Source organism: Massilia timonae (genome assembly GCF_001866515.1).
GTDB classification, from domain to species: Bacteria; Pseudomonadota; Gammaproteobacteria; order Burkholderiales; family Burkholderiaceae_D; genus Telluria; species Telluria timonae.
The window spans coordinates 3270102-3289191 of sequence record NZ_JRYB01000001.1 but is presented as its reverse complement, the minus strand read 5'-3'; the positions used below and the strand labels follow the sequence as shown (position 1 = coordinate 3289191).

General features: G+C 64.1%; 15 protein-coding genes and 3 tRNA genes. 6 read left to right on the top strand and 12 right to left on the bottom strand.

Annotated elements, in window-relative coordinates; genetic code table 11:
* Nucleotides 1-249: 249 nt before the first annotated feature.
* Both LO55_RS14175 and LO55_RS14170 read left to right on the top strand, forming a co-directional pair.
* Nucleotides 250-1533, top strand: coding sequence for a hypothetical protein (locus tag LO55_RS14175; RefSeq protein WP_071361941.1), 1284 nt, complete (start codon nt 250-252; stop codon nt 1531-1533).
* 66 nt (nt 1534-1599) lie between these two features.
* Nucleotides 1600-2685 carry a hypothetical protein gene (locus LO55_RS14170; RefSeq protein ID WP_071361940.1) on the top strand — a complete coding sequence of 362 codons (1086 nt, stop codon included), beginning with the start codon at nt 1600-1602 and terminating at the stop codon, nt 2683-2685.
* A gap of 153 nt (nt 2686-2838) precedes the next feature.
* Here LO55_RS14170 and LO55_RS14165 read toward each other — a convergent pair.
* A tRNA-Asn gene (locus LO55_RS14165) sits at nt 2839-2914 on the bottom strand.
* A gap of 143 nt (nt 2915-3057) precedes the next feature.
* Between LO55_RS14165 and purT the strand changes: the two genes are divergently transcribed.
* The 3 genes from purT (at nt 3058) to LO55_RS14150 (ending at nt 7196) form a co-directional block, all read left to right on the top strand.
* Nucleotides 3058-4272: a formate-dependent phosphoribosylglycinamide formyltransferase gene (purT, locus tag LO55_RS14160; protein WP_071361939.1), complete on the top strand. Its 1215-nt coding sequence runs from the start codon at nt 3058-3060 to the stop codon at nt 4270-4272.
* Between the two features lie 68 nt (nt 4273-4340).
* Nucleotides 4341-6482, top strand: coding sequence for a TonB-dependent siderophore receptor (locus LO55_RS14155; protein WP_071361938.1), 2142 nt, complete (start codon nt 4341-4343; stop codon nt 6480-6482).
* Between the two features lie 153 nt (nt 6483-6635).
* Nucleotides 6636-7196: a cysteine hydrolase family protein gene (locus tag LO55_RS14150; protein WP_071361937.1), complete on the top strand. Its 561-nt coding sequence runs from the start codon at nt 6636-6638 to the stop codon at nt 7194-7196.
* Between the two features lie 54 nt (nt 7197-7250).
* Here the strand turns inward: LO55_RS14150 and LO55_RS14145 are convergent.
* From LO55_RS14145 to LO55_RS14130, 4 genes are all read right to left on the bottom strand, one after another.
* Nucleotides 7251-7326: transfer RNA gene (locus tag LO55_RS14145), tRNA-Asn, on the bottom strand.
* A gap of 66 nt (nt 7327-7392) precedes the next feature.
* Nucleotides 7393-8151 (bottom strand): alpha/beta fold hydrolase, encoded by a 759-nt coding sequence (locus LO55_RS14140; RefSeq protein ID WP_071361936.1) that lies wholly within the window; start codon nt 8149-8151, stop codon nt 7393-7395.
* A gap of 86 nt (nt 8152-8237) precedes the next feature.
* Nucleotides 8238-8313, bottom strand: a tRNA-Asn gene (locus LO55_RS14135).
* Nucleotides 8314-8427: 114 nt separating this feature from the next.
* Nucleotides 8428-9639, bottom strand: coding sequence for an amino acid aminotransferase (locus LO55_RS14130; protein WP_071361935.1), 1212 nt, complete (start codon nt 9637-9639; stop codon nt 8428-8430).
* A 107-nt stretch (nt 9640-9746) separates the two neighbouring features.
* On the opposite strand from LO55_RS14130, the gene uvrB reads away from it, so the two are divergent.
* Nucleotides 9747-11843, top strand: coding sequence for an excinuclease ABC subunit UvrB (gene uvrB / locus LO55_RS14125; RefSeq protein WP_005666271.1), 2097 nt, complete (start codon nt 9747-9749; stop codon nt 11841-11843).
* A gap of 40 nt (nt 11844-11883) precedes the next feature.
* On the opposite strand, the gene LO55_RS14120 is transcribed toward uvrB, so the two are convergent.
* The 7 genes from LO55_RS14120 to LO55_RS14090 all read right to left on the bottom strand — a co-directional run bounded on the left by LO55_RS14120 (nt 11884) and on the right by LO55_RS14090 (nt 19074).
* Entirely contained in the window at nt 11884-12351 is a 468-nt protein-coding gene (locus LO55_RS14120; RefSeq protein ID WP_071361934.1) for an RES family NAD+ phosphorylase, read from the bottom strand.
* A 96-nt stretch (nt 12352-12447) separates the two neighbouring features.
* Nucleotides 12448-14466, bottom strand: a complete 2019-nt coding sequence (locus tag LO55_RS14115; RefSeq protein WP_071361933.1) for a hybrid sensor histidine kinase/response regulator — start codon at nt 14464-14466, stop codon at nt 12448-12450.
* Nucleotides 14467-14563: 97 nt separating this feature from the next.
* Nucleotides 14564-15196: a PEP-CTERM sorting domain-containing protein gene (locus LO55_RS14110; RefSeq protein ID WP_177185525.1), complete on the bottom strand. Its 633-nt coding sequence runs from the start codon at nt 15194-15196 to the stop codon at nt 14564-14566.
* A 114-nt stretch (nt 15197-15310) separates the two neighbouring features.
* Nucleotides 15311-15907: a MarC family protein gene (locus LO55_RS14105; RefSeq protein ID WP_071361931.1), complete on the bottom strand. Its 597-nt coding sequence runs from the start codon at nt 15905-15907 to the stop codon at nt 15311-15313.
* 128 nt (nt 15908-16035) lie between these two features.
* Complete coding sequence (locus LO55_RS14100; RefSeq protein WP_005666264.1) at nt 16036-16575, bottom strand: phosphoribosyltransferase; 540 nt, start codon at nt 16573-16575, stop codon at nt 16036-16038.
* A gap of 24 nt (nt 16576-16599) precedes the next feature.
* Nucleotides 16600-17916, bottom strand: coding sequence for an adenylosuccinate synthase (locus tag LO55_RS14095; RefSeq protein ID WP_071361930.1), 1317 nt, complete (start codon nt 17914-17916; stop codon nt 16600-16602).
* 3 nt (nt 17917-17919) lie between these two features.
* On the bottom strand, nt 17920-19074 hold the full coding sequence (locus tag LO55_RS14090) for an ATP phosphoribosyltransferase regulatory subunit (RefSeq protein WP_005666261.1): 1155 nt from the start codon (nt 19072-19074) through the stop codon (nt 17920-17922).
* Nucleotides 19075-19090 lie beyond the last annotated feature (16 nt).

The window sequence follows — 19090 nt, the reverse complement described above, 5'->3', positions numbered from 1 at the left end:
AGACAGTTTTGGGAAGATAATGCCGCTGGTCAAGGAATAGCGACATTGTGATAATTCGTGGTATTGTTTTAGCAACGGCTCCAAAGCACAATCATTGATGCGATAGGGACAAAATGAGGGTAGCGACCTGGTCGCGGCTCAGGCTGGTGTTTCGATTCCAAGTAGCCTTACCTCGCTCACGACCACTTCGAGAATGAGGTGCTCCCCACCTTTTGCGGTGGGCCAGTCGCATAAGTAACCAAGGACAGCATGAACGAAGCACTTATCGCGCTTTCCCGCTCCGGAATAATGAAACGGACAGTTCTCGCGCGCGACATCACGAGCAGGGAACATGCCCGGAAGCTCTGGCCTCTGGTTACTCCTTCGGCTCCCCACCAGCTCTTGACGTACGTGAGCCCGGCTTTCAATGAGGACGACGCCCTCATCCGGCGCGGCCATTTCCGAACCCTTCCCGGCGGCCACCCGATTGACGTCGCTGCCCATTTCGACAAGGAGGAAGCCGAGAGGTCCAGATCCGTCTCCGAAAGCGCCGAGCACGCGTGCGCGAAAGAGCTGATTGCGGCAGCGCTCGCCAACAGGCTCAAGTCCAAGCGCGGCATGCCGTGGTCCTTCGCGGACTCCGAGGCATCCGATTTCCATTTGAGCGGCAACCTACTGCTAGGCGCGGAGTCAGTGTCAACGGAAATGACCGTCAGGACTGCTTTCGGCTCCTCCTACCGCCTGGACGTAGGGATACTCTCGAAGCCAATCGGAAAGAAGCCGCTCGTGCTCGGAGGGATCGAGATCGAACGCGGCCACGCCTTCGACGGCAGGAAGGCCCTTATCGCGAAGTCGCAGGCGTTCCCGCTGATATCGGTCGACATAACGGGCATGGCTCTAGACGAACTCACGCCCCAATGGGCGAACCAGGCGCTCACCGCGACTACGGCGTCGCACAGCGAAGGCAGGCGGTCCACGTTCGTGTACCTACACGACCTGCTCTACCCACTCTACGTTCAGTTGCCGCCCATGCTGGGCGAATCGGGCAAGAGCCACCAGTTCCTCGTCTTCGCGAGCGACGCGGAGCTGGAGAGGCTGCTGGCATGGACAAAACGGCTTGCGGTCTCCGTGGGTCTCAGGGAGTCGCAGGACTTTTCGATAGCCCCGGTACGCGCGAAAAGCGAACAGTCGGAAAAGATGCTCCTTAACGCTGGCGAGGTAGTCGGGCCAGGCTGGAAAGAAATCAACTCCGGCCAATGCCTGCGCATCACGGTCCGGCGGCCGAAGTCCTTGCTAGACGTGCCGACCCACCTTTTCCACCTGACGCTCGCGAAACTCCTCCTCATCAACACGGACTCTCTCGTCGGCTACAAATACCAGAACGGCATCTATAACGACGATCTCGGCGACGATGTGTGGGTGCACAGCAAATGGGTTCCGGAAACAAAGTCCTATAGTCGGCGCAGGATCCTTCCCAAGCGCCTGGCCGAACCCCATTCGACGATCCTTGCGCTGCTGCAGGGCTTGTCGGGAGCCGGCGGCGACGGCAGATAACCGCCCCGGTACCGCAATTGCCAACGCTATGAAACCTTGTACGCCCCATCCGAAGGAGTAGCCAGAATGCAGTCGATCCATACCCTCAATGCCCGCGGCCACCTGATGCTGGGCACGATTCGTGACTTCTTCAAGATCGGCGCCTCCGCGATGCGGAATGAGATCCTTCGTATGCACGAAGATACCATCAGGATCCTGGCGTCAAAGAAAATCGACTACGACTCGCTTCGGTCCGCGCTGGTTCCCAAGACCGACAAGCATGAGGCCGCCTTCGTCTTCGACTCCACCGAGATCGAGTCAGGAGCCTACGGGCCGGAAGTGATATCCCGAGTTCTGCCGCTGCTGGACAAGCGCGTAACCCAAAGCGTCTTGTGCGGGGACATCCTCTGCAAGGACCAGGAGCTTGCGTTCGAGGTGCTGAAGGAATCGATGCTCCTATCCCGCTCGTTCGCCTTCCGCCATTCTTCGCTACTTTACGCCGTCTACCTCAACAACCTATCCAGCGCAGCCGTTGCCAAGATTCATGAGGGATTGGCTGGTTATCCGGCATACCTGGGCTACATACCGACGACAAACGGGTCCCGCGCGAAAACCATCCTTTCGTTCAGCCTTGTCAACCTCTTCCTGAAGCACGGCAATACCATCATCCTTGGGCATGAGGACGACCGTCCGAACAGCGAAGACATCAATATCACGAGGTACCCCCTGGAGAATTCGGGTTACAGGATAGCGAGCCTCCAGTCGAATTACTTCGGGATCTACCTATCGTACAAGATCGAGCGGCCCGTATTCGCTGCGTTCGAGGAGGATTCGGAAATGGCACTCAACGCGATTTCGGAGACAGTGGGCCGACTGGGTGATTTCACCGTCGCCCTAGACGAAGCGAAGCACGCCTATCTGCTTAACGCGAAGCAAGGAAAGCTCGGCTCGGCGGGGCTCGCCGACGCCGATCGGAACGAGATTGCAGCACTGATCCAGTCGAAGATCAATTCGAGCTACATCTATAACCTCGAATACCTCAAAGACTTCGATGTAGCGAAGTTCAATCTTATCGTTGAACTAAACCGACCCGATGGCAATCCAGCGCGAAGGATGGCTGCGCTAGAGTACAAGCCAGCCGAAAAGGTACTGCGCGTACTGACCTTCTTTTGAGTTGTGTAATGCCGACCGCCACAGTTGCAAGTGGAAATGGGGATTTTCGCGAGCGCGGAGAAGCAGAAATGGCGGATATTCCCCAAGTGGAAAAATTGGGGAAATAAACAAACGAAAGCGGACCCGCGATTTCTGGCGGGGCCGCTTGCATTCTGGCTCCCCGACCTGGACTCGAACCAGGGACCTGCGGATTAACAGTCCGTCGCTCTACCGACTGAGCTATCAGGGAATTGAGGCAATATTATAGCCGGGCGTTTGCAGTTTGACCAGTCCCGTATGCGAATCGCCTTCGCCACCGATCCCGCGCCGCCCGCTTTGCTATAGTTTCGGCTTCGCCGCCAGCTGCGGCCTGCTACTTTTCACAGACAAACCATGACCACTCCCCGCACCCTCGGCACCCCGCTCTCTCCTTCCGCAACCAAAGTCATGCTGCTCGGCTCCGGCGAGCTCGGCAAGGAAGTGATCATCGCCCTGCAGCGCCTGGGCGTCGAAGTGATCGCCGTCGACCGCTACCCGAACGCGCCCGGCCACCAGGTGGCGCACCGCGCGCACGTGATCGACATGACGGACGGCGCCGCGCTGGAAGCGCTGATCGACCGGGAGCGCCCCGACCTGGTGGTGCCCGAGATCGAGGCCATCGCCACCGACAAGCTGGCCGAACTCGAAGCCTCGGGCCGCATCACCTGCATCCCGACCGCGCGCGCGGCCCAACTGACCATGAACCGCGAAGGCATCCGCCGGCTGGCGGCTGAGGAACTGGGTCTGGCGACCTCGCCCTACCGCTTCGCCAGCAGCCTGGTGGAACTGGAAGAAGCCTGCGCCGCGGTCGACTTTCCCTGCGTGGTCAAGCCGGTGATGTCGTCGTCGGGCAAGGGCCAGTCGAAGCTCGATTCGGCCGCCGACGTGCAGGATGCATGGGACTACGCCGCCGCGGGCGGCCGGGTCGACGCCGGCCGCGTGATCGCCGAAGGCTTCATCGACTTCGACTACGAGATCACCCTGCTGACCGTGCGCTCGCTCAGGCAGGACGGCCAGGTCGAAACGAGCTTCTGCGAGGCGATCGGACACAAGCAGGTGCAGGGAGACTACGTCGAATCGTGGCAGCCGCATCCGATGCAGCCGCTGGCGCTGGAGCGCGCGCGCGACATCGCGGCCAAGGTCACCGCCAACCTGGGCGGCCTGGGCGTGTTCGGCGTCGAACTGTTCGTCAAGGGCGATATGGTGTGGTTCTCGGAAGTGAGCCCGCGCCCGCACGATACCGGCATGGTGACGATGGCGAGCCAGGTGCAGAGCGAATTCGAGCTGCACGCGAAAGCCATCCTCGGCCTGCCGGTGAACCCGGCCTTGCGCGCACCCGGCGCTTCCGCCGTGATCTATGGCCAGCTGGACGAAGCCGGCATCGCTTTCGAGGGGGTGGCCGAGGCGCTGCGCGTGCCGGGCGCCGACCTGCGCCTGTTCGGCAAGCCGGAATCGTTCGCGCGCCGCCGCATGGGCGTGGCGCTGGCCACCGCCGACGACATCGAGACCGCGCGCCGGCGTGCGCTGGAAGCCGCCTCGAAGGTCAAGCCGGTATCCGGCAAGCGCTGAACGGCGCATATTGACAGGCACGGGGTCAAAAATGATAATGGTTCTCATTATCATTAACTAGACACCCCATGCCTACTCCGGTCACTCCCCGTCGCAGCCTGTCGGGCTTGCTCGTCCTGTCCACACTCGCCGCATCGACCGCAGCGTCCACCGCCGGGGCGCAGGACAGCGCCACCCCGACCGGCGACGACACCGCCCAGGTGGTCGTCACCGCCACCGGCTACCGCACCACCGGCACCAAGTCCGACCTGAAGCCGCTCGAAGCCCCGATGAGCTACGAGGTCTACGACAACGAGCTGCTCAGCGCGCGCCAGGCCGACAGCGTCAACGAGGCGCTGCGCTACGTGCCGGGCGTGACGCCGGAAAGCCGCGCCACCGTCACCATCTTCGACCAGTACACGATCCGCGGCTTCGAGAGCTACCGCAATTACTACGACGGCCTGCCGCTTCAATACGACGGCCTGTGGAACCTGGTGCCGCAGGTCGACGCCTTCGCCACCGAGAGCGTCGAAGTGCTCAAGGGCCCGGTGTCGGTGCTGTATGGCTCGGCGCCGCCGGGCGGCATGGTCAACCAGACCGCCAAGCAACCGCGTTCGAAGCAGGAGACCACGGTGCGCGCCCGTGTCGGCACCAATGCGCTGCGCGAGCTGGCGCTGGACGCGACCGGCCCGTTGTCGAAGGACGTCGACTACCGCCTGGTGGCCCTGGCGCGCGAGCGCGACGGCCAGCAGGCGACCACCGAGGAAGAACGCCGCCTGGTGGCGCCATCCGTCACCTGGCGCATCAGTCCGTCGACCCGCCTGAACGTCAACCTGTACTACCAGGACGATCCGGCCCTGGTCCCATCGACGCCACTGCCCGCCGTCGGCACGCTGCGCGATGCGCCTTATGGCCGCCTGGATGCCGACGCCTTTGCCGGCGACGCCGGCTGGTCCGGCATGCGGCGCGAAACGACGCTCGCCGGCTGGAAGTTCGAGCATGCCTTCAGCGATACGGCGAGCTTCCTGCAGAACTTCCGCTACACCAAGGCCAACGGCTTCCAGCGCAATACCTATAATAATGGCCTTGCGCCCGACAACCGCACGCTAACACGTTCCGCCTACTTCACCGACGAAGAGATGCATGGCTGGGTGGTCGACAACCAGTTCGCGCTGCGTGTCGACACCGGGCCATTCCGGCACCGCGTGCTGGCCGGCCTCGATTACCAGCGCTTGCGCACCGGCGTCGGGTATGGCGACACCCTCGGCACGGCGACGCCATCGATCGACCTCGGCGCGCCGAACCACCAGCTGTTCGATCCTGCCGCGCTGCCGTTCGGCTTCTATACCGAGAACCATGCAATCCGCCAGTCGCAGCTGGGCCTGTACCTGCAGGACGAAGCGAAGGTCGGCGCCCTCACTTTGCTGGCCGGCGTGCGCCGCGACCGCTACCGCAGCGAGGACGACGCGCGCACCAGCTACAATGGTTTTCCGTCGGCGGGCGCCACCGAGATCCGCCAATACCGCACCAGCGGCCGCGTGGCCGCGATCTACCAGCTCGGCAACGGCCTGGCGCCCTACCTGAACTATTCGACCTCGTTCGAGCCGACCTCGGGCGTCGACACCGAGACCGGCGAGGCCTTCAAGCCGACCACCGCCAAGCAGTTCGAGGGCGGCCTGAAATACCGCTCGCAGGACGGGGCCACCCAGCTCACCGCGGCGTACTTCGACATCAAGAAGCGCAACGTGGTGGTCAACACGCCGGACTTCGGCAAGTACACGCAAAACGGCGAAGTGCGCTCGAAAGGCGCCGAGGTCTCGTGGAACCAGGCCGTCACCGACCGCCTCGACTTTACGCTGGGCCTGACCCATCTCGACATGCAGGTGACCGAGAACGAGCAGGACACCGCCCTGGTCGGCAAGACGCCGGTCTGGGTGGCCGAGAAGCAGGCGTCGCTGTGGGTAAACTACAAGCCGCTCGACCGATTGGACCTGAGCGCCGGCGTGCGCTACGTGGGCGAAAGCCAGATGGACGCGCTCAACACCGGCATCGTGCCTTCGCACACCGTGTTCGACGCCGCCGCCATGTTCCGGCTGGATAACACCTGGCGCGTCGGCCTCACCGCCAGCAACCTGGGCGACAAGCGCTACGTCGGCGCCTGCTTCGATGCCGACAACTGCTGGATGGGCGCCGAGCGCAGCGTGGAACTGAGCCTGCACGCGACGTTCTGAGCCGGCCGGGGCGCCGCGCGCGGCTTCTGCTGCTGGTCATCGATGGCGCCGGCCAATATGATACGTATTACAAGCCGGAATACGTGACCCTGGCGTTTGAGCGCATGATGCGGTTTTATGCGCAACATCTTGCATTGAATAAGGACCATCGCCATGCACCACCCGATTGCATTGATCGTCATCGACATGCAGAACGCCATGCGCAGCGATTCCCTTCCGCCCCGCAACAACCCGGCGGCGGAGGACAATATCGCCCGCCTGCAACGCGCCTGGCGCGACGCGCGGCATCCGCTGGTATCGGTGCGGCACATCAGCCGTTCGCCGGCATCCCTGTTCGCACCCGGCCAGCCCGGCGCCGCATTCCAGGAGCGCTTCCTGCCGCGGCCACAGGAGCACGTCGTCGAAAAGAACGTGCCCGATGCCTTCATCAATACGGGGCTGGAACGATGGCTGCATGCGCGGGCCGTGCGCCGGCTGGTGATCGCCGGCGTCAGCACGAACAATTCGGTCGAGGCGACGGCGCGCACAGCGGGCAACCTGGGCTTCGACGTGGTGGTGGTGTCCGACGCCTGCTTCACCTTCGACAAGCAGGATTTCGGCGGCACCTGGCGCAGCGCTGAGGAAGTGCACCTGATGGCGCTGGGCAACCTGCACGACGAATACGCCCAGGTGCGCAGCACGGACGAGGTACTGGCCGCGCTGCCGCACGACTGACCCGCCACGCGCCAAACAAAAAGGGCCGCATTCGCATGCGGCCCTTCTCAATTCTGGCTCCCCGACCTGGACTCGAACCAGGGACCTGCGGATTAACAGTCCGTCGCTCTACCGACTGAGCTATCAGGGAAAGGAGGCCGCATTATACCTGCTGATTTCGATTTCGCAAGTGTTCACACGACGAAAAAACGGGAAACTAGACCCTCGCCCGCGCAACCAGGCGCTTCAAGGCGTCCAGCACCACGTCCGGCTCGGTCAGTTGCGGGAAGTGGGCGCTGCGCCTGGCCTCGATCCGCTCGCCCAGCGGCGACAGCGCCGCCAGCCCCAGCTGGGTGCGCTCGCGCTCGCGCACCAGGGCGGCCGGCACCATCCAGCGCGGCAGGCGCTTCGTGCCGGACAACACCGTCACCGGCACCGGAGGAAACGCCGGCGCTTCCTGGATGTCCTTCACGGTCTCGAGTTCGTTCCGGATCTCGTCGAACTGGTCGCGCGGCGAGATGCGGTCGAGCAGCTTGATGAAGCCGCGCTGCAGCGGCGACTGGAATTGCTTGAGCGTGGTGACGTCGTCGGGCGCGGTGGCCTCCAGGAACAATACACCGGCCACTTCGTCGGCGAAGGCGCGCGCGAACAGGTTGGCGTGCAGGCCGCCGAAGGAATGGCCGACCAGCACGAACGGCGGCTCGACGCCGGCCGCCTGCAGCAGCAGGCGCAGCTGAGCCACCACGGTTTCCCCATACTGCGCTTCGCGCGGCTTGGGACTGCCGCCGACGCCGGGCCGGTCGTAGGCGAACACCGTGCCCAATTGCTCGATCTCGGGATACAGCTTGTACCAGCCGTCGAGCGGGCCGCCCGCGCCATTGATCAGCACGATCGACGGCTTGCCCTGCCCCGACTTCATCAAGCGGAACATCTGCCCTTCGATCAGGGTGGCATGGCTTTTCGGCAATTGCTTCACGCAAGAATCTCCTGTGACCAACGACGCCCTGGCACGCGCCGCAAAGCAAAAAGGCCGCATCTCACGACGCGGCCTTTTCAGTATTCTGGCTCCCCGACCTGGACTCGAACCAGGGACCTGCGGATTAACAGTCCGTCGCTCTACCGACTGAGCTATCAGGGAATTGATGCTTGCATTATATGGCTGCTGAAACGTTTCTGTCAAATTTGCCCAGATCGCAAGCGCCACTCCTGCTGCTCTCCGCACACGCCGTAACGCTTGCGGAGAGCCGGGATTTTAGAGAACTTTGGCAACCGCGTCAACGACGCGATCGATATTGGTCGAGTTCAGTGCGGCAACGCAGATGCGGCCGGTGTCCACGGCGTAGATCGATTCGTCGCGCAGCTTGCCCACTTGTTCCTTGGTCAGGCCCGAATACGAGAACATGCCGACCTGCTGGCGCACGAATTCGAAGTCGTGGCCCGGGGCCTTGGCCTTCAGTTTCTCGACCATCGCGCCGCGCATTTCGCGGATGCGCACGCGCATGCCGGCCAGCTCTTCTTCCCACAGCTTGCGCAGCTCGGGGTTCGACAGGACGGTGGCGACGACCTTGCCGCCATGGGTCGGCGGGTTCGAGTAGTTGGTGCGCACCACGCGCTTCAGTTGCGACAGCACGCGGGCCGCCTCTTCACCGCTGGTGGCGACGATCGACAGCGCGCCGACGCGCTCGCCGTACAGCGAGAACGACTTCGAGAACGAGTTCGACACCAAGAGCGGCATGCCGGTCTCGGCGAAGCGGCGCACGACGGCGCCGTCTTCGTCGATGCCGTTGGCGAAGCCCTGGTAGGCCATGTCCAGGAACGGCACCAGGCCGCCCGCCTGCACGGCGGCAATCACCTCATCCCACTGCGCTTGCGACAGATCGGCGCCGGTCGGGTTGTGGCAGCAGGCGTGCAGCACGACGATCGAGCCGGCCGGCATCGCCTTCAGCGCGGCCAGCATGCCGTCGAAGTTCACGCCACGCGTAGCAGGGTCGTAGTAGGCGTAGTTGTGGACGGTGAAGCCGGCGCTCTCGAACAGCGCGCGGTGGTTTTCCCAGCTCGGATCGCTGATGTAGACGTCGGCGTGCGGCAGGAAGCGCTTGAGGAAGTCGGCGCCGATCTTGAGCGCGCCGGTACCGCCCAGGGCTTGCACGGTGATCGCACGCTTCTCTTGAATTACCGCGCTGTCGGCACCAAATACCAGTCCTTGCACGGCCTTGTCGTAAGCCGCCAGGCCGTCGATCGGCAGGTAGGTGCGCGGCGCAGGCTGCTCCATCAGCTTCGCTTCCGCTTTCTGTACGCACTCCAACAGTGGCACCTTGCCGTTATTGTCATAATAGACGCCCACGCCAAGATTGATCTTGGCGGGATTGGTGTCGGCATTGAAGGCTTCGGTAATACCCAGGATCGGGTCGCGCGGGGCCATCTCAATGGCGCCAAAAAGGCTGGCGGAGGCAGTGGAAGTCATCGTGATAAACTCAGTTGTTTCGGCTGGGTTGACAGCGGTTGTATAGACAGCGGCCTTTATATTGCAAGGCCGCGAGCGGATTCTCATTCTAACAAAGGTCTGTAAGTATGGCTGATTTATCCATCGCAACTTCACCCGAACCGACGGTCCTCACCTTCCCCGATTCGCCGTTCAAGCTGCACCAGCCCTTCCCACCGGCCGGCGACCAGCCGACCGCGATCGAGGGCCTGGTCGAAGGCATCAACGACGGCCTGTCGTACCAGACGCTGCTCGGCGTGACGGGCTCGGGCAAGACCTATACGATGGCCAACGTGATCGCGCGCGCCGGCCGGCCGGCGATCGTGTTCGCGCCGAACAAGACGCTGGCGGCCCAGCTGTATTCGGAGTTCCGCGAATTCTTCCCGCAGAACGCGGTCGAGTATTTCGTTTCCTACTACGATTACTACCAGCCCGAAGCCTATGTGCCGCAGCGCGACCTGTTCATCGAAAAGGACTCGTCGATCAACGAGCACATCGAGCAGATGCGCCTGTCGTGCACCAAGTCGTTGATGGAACGCCGCGACGTGGTCATCGTGGCCACCGTGTCGGCAATCTACGGTATCGGTAATCCGAACGAATACCACAAGATGATCCTGACCCTGCGCCACAAGGACAAGGTGGCGCAGCGCGACATCATCGCGCGCCTGATCCAGATGCAGTACACCCGCAACGAGATGGATTTCTCGCGCGGCAGTTTCCGCGTGCGCGGCGACACCATCGACATCTTCCCGGCCGAGCACGCCGAGCTGGCGATCCGCGTCGAGATGTTCGACGACGAGATCGAATCGCTGCAGCTGTTCGACCCGCTGACCGGCCGCGTGCGCCAGAAGATCCCGCGCTTTACCGTGTATCCGGGCTCGCACTACGTCACGCCGCGTTCCACCGTGCTGCGCGCGGTCGAATCGATCAAGGCCGAGCTGCGCGACCGCCTCGAGGAATTCCGCCAGCAAAACAAGTTGATCGAAGAACAGCGCCTCGAACAGCGCACCCGCTTCGACCTCGAGATGCTGGCCGAGATCGGCTTTACCAAGGGCATCGAGAACTACTCGCGCCACCTGTCCGGCGCGATGCCGGGCGAGCCGCCGCCGACGCTGATCGACTATCTGCCGAAAGACGCGCTGATGTTCATGGACGAGTCGCACGTGATGATCGGCCAGCTCAACGCGATGTACAACGGCGACCGTTCGCGCAAGACCAACCTGGTCGACTATGGTTTCCGCCTGCCGTCGGCGCTGGACAACCGGCCCTTGAAGTTCCAGGAGTTCGAAGGCAAGGCGCGCCAGACGATTTTCGTCTCGGCCACGCCGGCCGAATACGAACAGCAGCGCGCCGACAACGTGGTCGAACAGGTGGTGCGCCCCACCGGCCTGGTCGATCCGCAGATCATCGTGCGCCCCGCCCTGTCGCAGGTCGACGACCTGATGAGCGAAATCAACGACCGCATCGCCAAGGACGAGCGCGTGCTGGTCACCACGCTGACCAAGCGCATGGCCGAGCAGCTCACCGAATACCTTGGCGACCACGGCATCAAGGTGCGTTACCTGCACAGCGACATCGACACGGTCGAGCGCGTGGAAATCCTGCGCGACCTGCGCCTGGGCACCTTCGACGTGCTGGTCGGGATCAACCTGCTGCGCGAGGGCCTGGACTTGCCTGAAGTGTCGCTGGTGGCGGTGCTCGATGCGGATAAAGAGGGCTTCCTGCGTTCCGAGCGTTCGCTGATCCAGACCATCGGCCGCGCCGCGCGTAACCTCAACGGCGTGGCGATCCTGTACGGCGACCAGATCACCGATTCGATGCGGCGCGCGATCGACGAGACCGAGCGCCGCCGCGCCAAGCAGATCGCCTTCAACGAGGCCAATGGCATCACGCCGAAGGGTGTGCAGAAGAAGATCAAGGAAATGATCGACGGCGTGTACAGCAGCGCCGCGCAGAAGGCCATGGTCGAGGGCGTGCACGAGGATGCGGCCACCGCCAAGGTCGAGTCGATGAGCGAGAAGCAGATCAGCAAGGAGATCAAGCGCCTCGAGAAGCTCATGGTCGACCATGCCAAGAACCTCGAGTTCGAGAAGGCGGCGCAGGTGCGCGACCAGCTGCATGTGCTCAAGCAGCAGGCGTTCGGGGCGCCGGGGGCGGACAATGTGGTGTCGATGCTCGGCAAGTAGCATCTCCACGTGGGGTTGGCGGTTCCGCCGCCGACCCCACTTAAGTATCCGGCCGTCCGAACATCCGTGGATCGAAGCTGAACGACCGCGCCACCGACAGCTTCACTTGCGCATAGGCCGGATGCTGCGGATTGATCACCAGGTTCACGCCTTCGCCGACGATCACCGACGGCACGCGCAGGTAAAGGTGTTCGCACTCCTCCAGGAAGCGCGTGCCGAAGGCCGCCGCGCTGCCGCCATCTTCCAGGTCGTCCCAGCCCTTGGGCAGCTGGTCGGCCCGCATGTCCAGGCCCAGCGCCGGGTCGTCCGGCAGGTCGATCGCCACCAGCACCAGCGACGGCTCATCGCCCTCGGTGTGCACGAACTTCTCCAGCACCGCCAGCTCCACCGTCATCGCCGCATACAGCGCGGGCCATCCCGCTTCGTGCCAATGGCCGCCGTTCTTGCGCGCTCCCTCGCAGGCGCGATCGAGCGCCACCTCATTGATACAGATTCTCCAGGCTCTCATCCAGCTTCCATGCCGCGTTGACGATAGCGGCAGCATACCGCGCTCCTTGCGCCGGCCCGCGCACGCCTGCGCCGCGTCGCACGCCGGGGACGATGTTCAGGCGTGCGGCGTCCCGACTGCCGCCAGCAGTTCGAGCAGCTTGGCCAGGTCGGCCGGCTTGGCCATGTGATGGTCGAACCCGGCCTTGTAGGCGCGCTGCTGGTCTTCGACCTGCCCGTAGCCGGTCAGGGCCACCAGCACCGCCTGCGTGGTCTCGGGCATCGCGCGTAGCCGGCGCGCCAGTTCATGGCCATCGATGTCGGGCAGGCCGATGTCGAGCAAGGCCACGTCCGGCGGCGCCTGCACCGCGCTCGCCAGCGCGCCCTGGCCGTCGTATTCGATGTCGACTTCATACCCATTCATCTCGAGCAGCGTCGCCAGCATCTGGGCCGCGTCGACGTTGTCGTCGACCACCAGCACCCTCAGCCCGCGCGCGCCGCGCGGCTGCGCGTCAAGCCGCGGCGGGCTTGTCTCCGGCGCCTCGGCCAGGCACGGCAGATACACCACGAACTCGCTGCCCATGCCCAACCCTGCGCTGTGCGCCTCCACCCGTCCGCCATGCAGCACGGCCAGGCTCTTGACCAGCGCCAGCCCGAGCCCCAGGCCGCCCTGCGAACGGTCGGGCGTGCGCTCGGCCTGGATGAACAGGTCGAAGATGTACGGCAGGATCGGTGGATCGATGCCCTGCCCGTTGTCGCGCACCGCAACCCGCACCCAGCCCGACTCGCTGCGTGCGCTGAGCACGAGGCTTCCACCCGGCGCCGTGTACTTGGCGGCGTTGTTCAGGATGTTCGACACCACCTGGATCAGGCGCGTGCGGTCGCCCTCCACGCGCAAGGGGCCCGCTGTGATTTCGCACTGCAGTGCGTGGCCGCGCGCATCGATCAACGGTCGCACCTGCTCCACCGCCTCGTGCACGATCTCGCGCATTTCCAGCGCCTCTTTCGAGATGGTCACCAGGCCGCGCGTCACGCGCGAGACGTCGAGCAGGTCGTTGACCAGGGACGTCATGTGCTGGGCCTGGCGCGCGATGATGTCGCTGGCGCGCTGGATGCCGGGCGCGTCCATCTGGCCGCGCTGCAGCAGCTGGGCCGCCGTGGTGATCGGCGCCAGCGGATTGCGCAGCTCGTGCGCCAGCATCGCCAGGAACTGGTCCTTCTGGCGATTGGCGGCGCGCAGCTCGTCCTCGATGCGCTTGCGCGCCGTGACGTCGCTGCCCTCCACGAAGATGCCCGAGACCTTGCCGTGCTGGTCGTGGATCGGCTGGTAGACGAAGTCGATGAAGCGCTCTTCCAGCGGCGCATTGGGGTCGCGCTGCACGCGCAGCGGCACCGCGTGGCCCACGAAAGGCTGGCCGCTCTGGTACACGTGGTCGAGCAGCTCGAAGAAGCCCTGCCCCTGCACCTCGGGCAGCGCGTCGCGCACGGCCTTGCCGACCAGCGCGCGGTGGCCGACCAGCTGCAGGTAGGAGCGGTTGGTGATCTCGAATACGTGGTCCGGGCCGCGCAGCACGGCGATGATGCCGGGCGCCTGCTCGAACAGGGTCACCAGGCGCTCGTTCTCCTCCTCGCGGTAGCGCTGGGCCAGCACCTCGCCCGTCATCTCGACGCAGGCGCAGAACATGCCGGCCACGGTGCCGTCTTCGTCGCGCACCGGCGAATACGAGAAACGGAACCAGGTGTCCTCGTCGTAGCCGTGACGGCGCATGCGCAGCGGCAGGCGGTCCATATAACTGGCCTCGCCCCTGAGCGCGCGTACGATCAGCGGGTGGATGTCGTGCCAGATCTCGGCCCAGACGTCGTGGAAACGCTTGCCGAGCGAGGTCGGATGCTTGTCGCCCAGGATCGAGATATACGAGTCGTTATAGAGAAACCCGAGTTCGCCGCCCCAGGCGACGAACATCGGGAACTTCGAGTTGAGCATCAGGCCGACCACGGTGCGCAGCGCCTGCGGCCACTGGCGTGGCGAACCCAGGGGCGACGCGCTCCAGTCGTGGGCGCGCATCATGGCGCCCATCATGCCGCCACCGCTGAGGAAAGGCAGCCATTCGGAGGGTGTCGCTGGTTCCTGTTTCATTCATGGTCCGGGAGTCGCGCGCAATCTGCGCGACTGCAGTGTGCCAGATTTGGGGCAACGACTCCCGCACGGATGCCCGGCACAGGCTGCTTGCGGCTCAGGCAGCGCGTGCGCGCCGCCACCTGCTGAGGCCAAGGCAGCCGAGCGCCATGCCGAACAGCGACAAGGTTCCGGGCTCGGGGATCTGGCTGACCGCCAGCTCGACCGAGATGTCGTCGAAGAAGATTCCCGAAGGGTCGTGGTAGCCGGACAATTGCAGGATGGTCGATGCCGATGTCGCCAGCAGGTTGCGGACGATGATTTGCGTGGACGGGCCGCCCGTCCCGATATCGGTAGACGTGTTCGTGGTCGGGAAATTGTAGATGGTCGTCGCGATCGCGTCCCCGAACATCACCCTGATTCCATTGTCAAACTGAAAGATCGGAAAGCCATCCGGGCCGATCACGCCGTCCGCATACAGCCAGAAGCTCAGGTCGTAGCGCTGGCCGGTCGTCGTCGGCAGGGCCTGGGTGGCAAAGCAGGAAAACTCGGGCCCGAAGCAGCCGGTACTGAGCGAGTTGACGCCGCTGCTCGCGCCGCGGCCGGCGTCTCCCAGAAACCAGCCTTCGGTGAGTTCCCAACTGCCATCGTTCAGTTCAAAATCGCCGTCGCGGACAATATTGGCGCTTGCCGGCACGGCGACTGCCACCGCAAGCAGGATTGCCGCGGCGACACGCATTACGGGTTTCATCGAGACCTCCTCTGAGCACATCCGGAAGTAAACGATGATTGATCGCCGCAGGAACGACGTCAAGGAACGCCATCTGACGCGAGTCAATGTAGTGGCGGGTTCCCTGCCGCCCGCTTACAGCGTCTGCACGAACTCCCGGATACCACCCAGCAGCATCTCGATGGACATCGCCGTCAGGATCAGGCCCATCAGGCGCTCGAAGGCGGTCATGACTTGCGGGCCGAGTTTCTGCTGCAGCTTTTCGGCGCTCAGGAACACTGCCAGCCAGACCACGCCCACCGCCGCCAGCGCGGCGACGTGCACCATCGTGTCGGTGAAGCTGGTGGACGAGAACAGCAGCACGGTGGCCAGCGCCGACGGCCCGGCCAGCGCGGGAATCGCCAGCGGCACGATGAAGGGCTCGCCGCCTTCGCTCTTGCCCAGCACGCCGTCGGGGTGCGGGAAGATCATGCGGATCGCGATCATCAGGAGGATGACGGCGCCGCCAATGCGCAGCGCGACCGGGCTCAGGTGCAGCGCCTCGAGGAAGTGCTTGCCGAAGAACATGAACACCAGCAACAGCAGGAAGGCGATGCCGCATTCGCGGATCACGATCTTGTTGCGACGCTCGATCGGGGTGTCTTTCAGGGCGGCAGCAAACAGGGGGACGTTACCAAACGGGTCGGTGACGAGGATGAGGAGAATGAAGGTCTGGAAGAAGCTTTGGGTCATGGCTTGTTATTGTTGGGTTGCCAGAAATGTTAGTAGCGCAATACTAGCAGCCGCCACCTCGGCCGACGAAAAAAAACAGGGAAAGGCTTGTACCCTTCCCTGCTTCGATTCGATCGCGCGGACCGGTATTACTTCTCGAACTTCTTCAACCACGCCGCCAGCTGATGCGGACGCAGGCCGTCATATTCTTCGAACGGCTGGTGGATCCACGGATTGTGCGGCAGGTCGTCCAGGTAGTAATCAGGACGGATCGAAGACGTGCCCTTGACCCAGATGACGGCCGATTTCACTTCGGTGACGTCCTTGTAGTTCTCGGTCAGGTGCTCGCTGACCTTGCGCAGGGTGACGCCCGAATCGGCCAGGTCGTCGACCAGCAGCACGCGGCCGGCCAGCGGGCCCTTGGTCATGGTCATGTACTTCGAGATGTCCAGGTCGCCCTGCTTGGTGCCGGCTTCTTCGCGGTACGAGCTGGTCGACAGGATCGCCAGCGGCACGTCGAAGATGCGCGAGAACACGTCGCCAGGACGCACGCCGCCGCGCGCCAGGCACAGCACTTGATCGAACTTCCAGCCCGATTCATAGACCTGCAGCGCCAGGCGCTCGATCAGGCGGTGGTATTCATCCCAGGAGACCCACAGGTCCTTGTCGGTCGATACGGGGGTATTCATCTTCTACTCCAGATTCTTATTGATTTATGCTGCGAACGGGTGACGCAGGACGATGGTTTCTTCACGGTCCGGACCGGTCGACACCATGTCGATCGGCACGCCAACCAGTTCTTCGATGCGCTTGATGTAGGCGCGGGCATTGGCCGGCAGCTCTTCCATCGACTTGGCGCCGACGGTGCTTTCAGTCCAGCCCGGCATTTCTTCGTACACCGGCTCGCACAGGGCGGCTTCTTCGGCGCCGACCGGGAAGATGTCGACGTCGCGGCCGTCGATCTTGTAGCCGGTGCACAGCTTCAGCGATTCGATGCCGTCCAGCACGTCCAGCTTGGTCAGGCACATGCCCGACACGCCGTTGATCTGGACCGAGCGGCGCAGCAGCGCGGCGTCGAACCAGCCGCAACGGCGGGCGCGGCCGGTCACGGTGCCGAACTCATGGCCGATGCGCGACAGGTGCTCGCCCACGCCTTCTTCGGTCGGCAGTTCGGCCGGGAACGGGCCCGAACCGACGCGGGTGGTGTAGGCCTTGGTGATGCCCAGGATGTAGTGCAGCATGTTCGGGCCGACGCCGGCGCCGGCGGCGGCATTGCCCGCCACGCAGTTCGACGAGGTGACGAACGGATAGGTGCCGTGGTCGACGTCGAGCAGCGAACCCTGCGCGCCTTCGAACAGCAGCTTGCCGCCTTGCTTGTGGGCCGCGTACAGCAGCGACGACACGTCGGCGACCATCGGACGCAGGCGCGGCACCAGGGCCATCGCGTCATCATAGGTGGTCTGGAAGTCGATCGCTTCGCCGCCCAGGTAGTTGACCAGCACGTGGTTGTGGTAGTCCAGGTTTTCCTTGAGCTTCTCGGCGAAGCGCTCGGCGTTGAGCAGGTCGGCGATACGGATCGCGCGGCGCGCGACCTTGTCTTCGTAGGCCGGGCCGATGCCCTTGCAGGTGGTGCCGATCTTGTTCTCGCCGCGCTTGGCTTCGCGCGCCTTGTCGATGGCGACGTGGTAAGGCAGGATGATCGGGCAAGCCTCGGAGATCTTCAGGCGCGACACCACTTCGATGCCGGCGGCCTGCAGCTTGTCGATCTCGCGCATCACGTCGGGCACCGAGACCACGACGCCGTTGCCGATGTAGCAGGCCACGCCTTCGCGCATGATGCCCGAAGGGATCAGCTGCAGCGCGGTCTTCTGGCCCTTGATGACCAGGGTGTGACCGGCGTTATGGCCGCCCTGGAAACGCACCACGCCGGCGGCGTGGTCGGTGAGCCAGTCGACGATCTTCCCTTTGCCTTCATCGCCCCACTGGGTGCCGATGACAACGACGTTCTTTGCCACGTTAGTATTTGACATCACTTAACCTAAGTTTTTGAGAATCCAATTTCCGTTTTCGAGGACGAGCACGCGGTCGCACTCGAACTCGTCCTGAACATTGTCGTGACCAGGCATGCTCTGGATCACGACTTCGCCTGCCTTGCGCAGGTCAGCGATTTTTTCCTTCAGCTCGGGGGCATTGCCCCACGGCGCGCGGATGGAATGCTTGCGCTCGGCCGTCGGCAGCAGCCGGGCCAGTTCGCGCAGGTCGAGCGAGAAGCCGGTCGCCGGACGCGCGCGTCCGAAGGCTTCGCCGACGTGATCGTAGCGCCCGCCCCTGGCGACCGCGTTCGGCAGGCCCGGCACGTACAGCGCGAACATGGCGCCGCTTTCGTACTGGTAGCCGCGCAGGTCGGCCAGGTCGATCGCCACCTCGGCGCGACCGATGGCGCCCGCCGCCAGCGCGGCCAGTTCGGCCAGCGCGCGCTGTATGCCCGGCAGCGCCGGCAGCTGTTCGCGCGCCTTGGCCAGCACCTCGACGTCGCCGTACAGGTGCGGCAGCGCCAGCAGCGCCTGGCGGGTCTGCGGATAGTAGTTCGTCGAGATGGCGTCCAGGCCCGGCGCATCCTTGGCGCGCAGCAGGCAGTAGATCTGGGTTTCGTCACGCTTGGCGGCCGGGTCTTCGTTCAGCAGCGCGCGCAGCACGCCGACGTGGGCCAGGTCCAGGCGCACGTTGGCGAAGCCGGCCAGGGCCAGCGAGCCGAGGGCGAGTTCCTGGATCTCGGCGTCGGCTTCCAGGCCGGCATGGCCGTAGATCTCGGCGCCGATCTGCACCGGCTCGCGGGTGGCGTGCAGGCCCGACGGACGGGTGTGCAGCACGCTGCCGGCGTAGCACAGGCGGGTGATCGATTCACGGTTCAGCAGGTGCGCGTCGATGCGCGCCACCTGCGTGGTCATGTCGGCGCGCAGGCCGAGCAGGCGGCCCGACAGCGGATCGATGACCTTGAAGGTCTTGAGGTCGGTGTCTTCGCCGGCGCCTGCCAGCAGCGACTCGGTATATTCGAGCAGCGGCGGCATCACGAGCTCGTAGCCGTAGAGCCGGAAGTTATCGAGCATCAGGCGGCGCAGCTCCTCGATCTTGCGCGCTTCGGACGGCAAGACATCGGCAATATTCTCAGGCAATAGCCAGTTCGGCATGGGCAACAGATGGGAG

Bases quoted from the DNA above. Each gene is read 5' to 3' on its own strand.
- LO55_RS14175 (WP_071361941.1), top strand. From the start codon at position 250: ATGAACGAAGCACTTATCGCGCTTTCCCGCTCCGGAATAATGAAACGG.
- LO55_RS14170 (WP_071361940.1), top strand. From the start codon at position 1,600: ATGCAGTCGATCCATACCCTCAATGCCCGCGGCCACCTGATGCTGGGC.
- purT (WP_071361939.1), top strand. From the start codon at position 3,058: ATGACCACTCCCCGCACCCTCGGCACCCCGCTCTCTCCTTCCGCAACC.
- LO55_RS14155 (WP_071361938.1), top strand. From the start codon at position 4,341: ATGCCTACTCCGGTCACTCCCCGTCGCAGCCTGTCGGGCTTGCTCGTC.
- LO55_RS14150 (WP_071361937.1), top strand. From the start codon at position 6,636: ATGCACCACCCGATTGCATTGATCGTCATCGACATGCAGAACGCCATG.
- LO55_RS14130 (WP_071361935.1), bottom strand. From the start codon at position 9,639: ATGACTTCCACTGCCTCCGCCAGCCTTTTTGGCGCCATTGAGATGGCC.
- uvrB (WP_005666271.1), top strand. From the start codon at position 9,747: ATGGCTGATTTATCCATCGCAACTTCACCCGAACCGACGGTCCTCACC.
- LO55_RS14120 (WP_071361934.1), bottom strand. From the start codon at position 12,351: ATGAGAGCCTGGAGAATCTGTATCAATGAGGTGGCGCTCGATCGCGCC.
- LO55_RS14115 (WP_071361933.1), bottom strand. From the start codon at position 14,466: ATGAAACAGGAACCAGCGACACCCTCCGAATGGCTGCCTTTCCTCAGC.
- LO55_RS14110 (WP_177185525.1), bottom strand. From the start codon at position 15,196: ATGAAACCCGTAATGCGTGTCGCCGCGGCAATCCTGCTTGCGGTGGCA.
- LO55_RS14105 (WP_071361931.1), bottom strand. From the start codon at position 15,907: ATGACCCAAAGCTTCTTCCAGACCTTCATTCTCCTCATCCTCGTCACC.
- LO55_RS14100 (WP_005666264.1), bottom strand. From the start codon at position 16,575: ATGAATACCCCCGTATCGACCGACAAGGACCTGTGGGTCTCCTGGGAT.
- LO55_RS14095 (WP_071361930.1), bottom strand. From the start codon at position 17,916: ATGTCAAATACTAACGTGGCAAAGAACGTCGTTGTCATCGGCACCCAG.
- LO55_RS14090 (WP_005666261.1), bottom strand. From the start codon at position 19,074: ATGCCGAACTGGCTATTGCCTGAGAATATTGCCGATGTCTTGCCGTCC.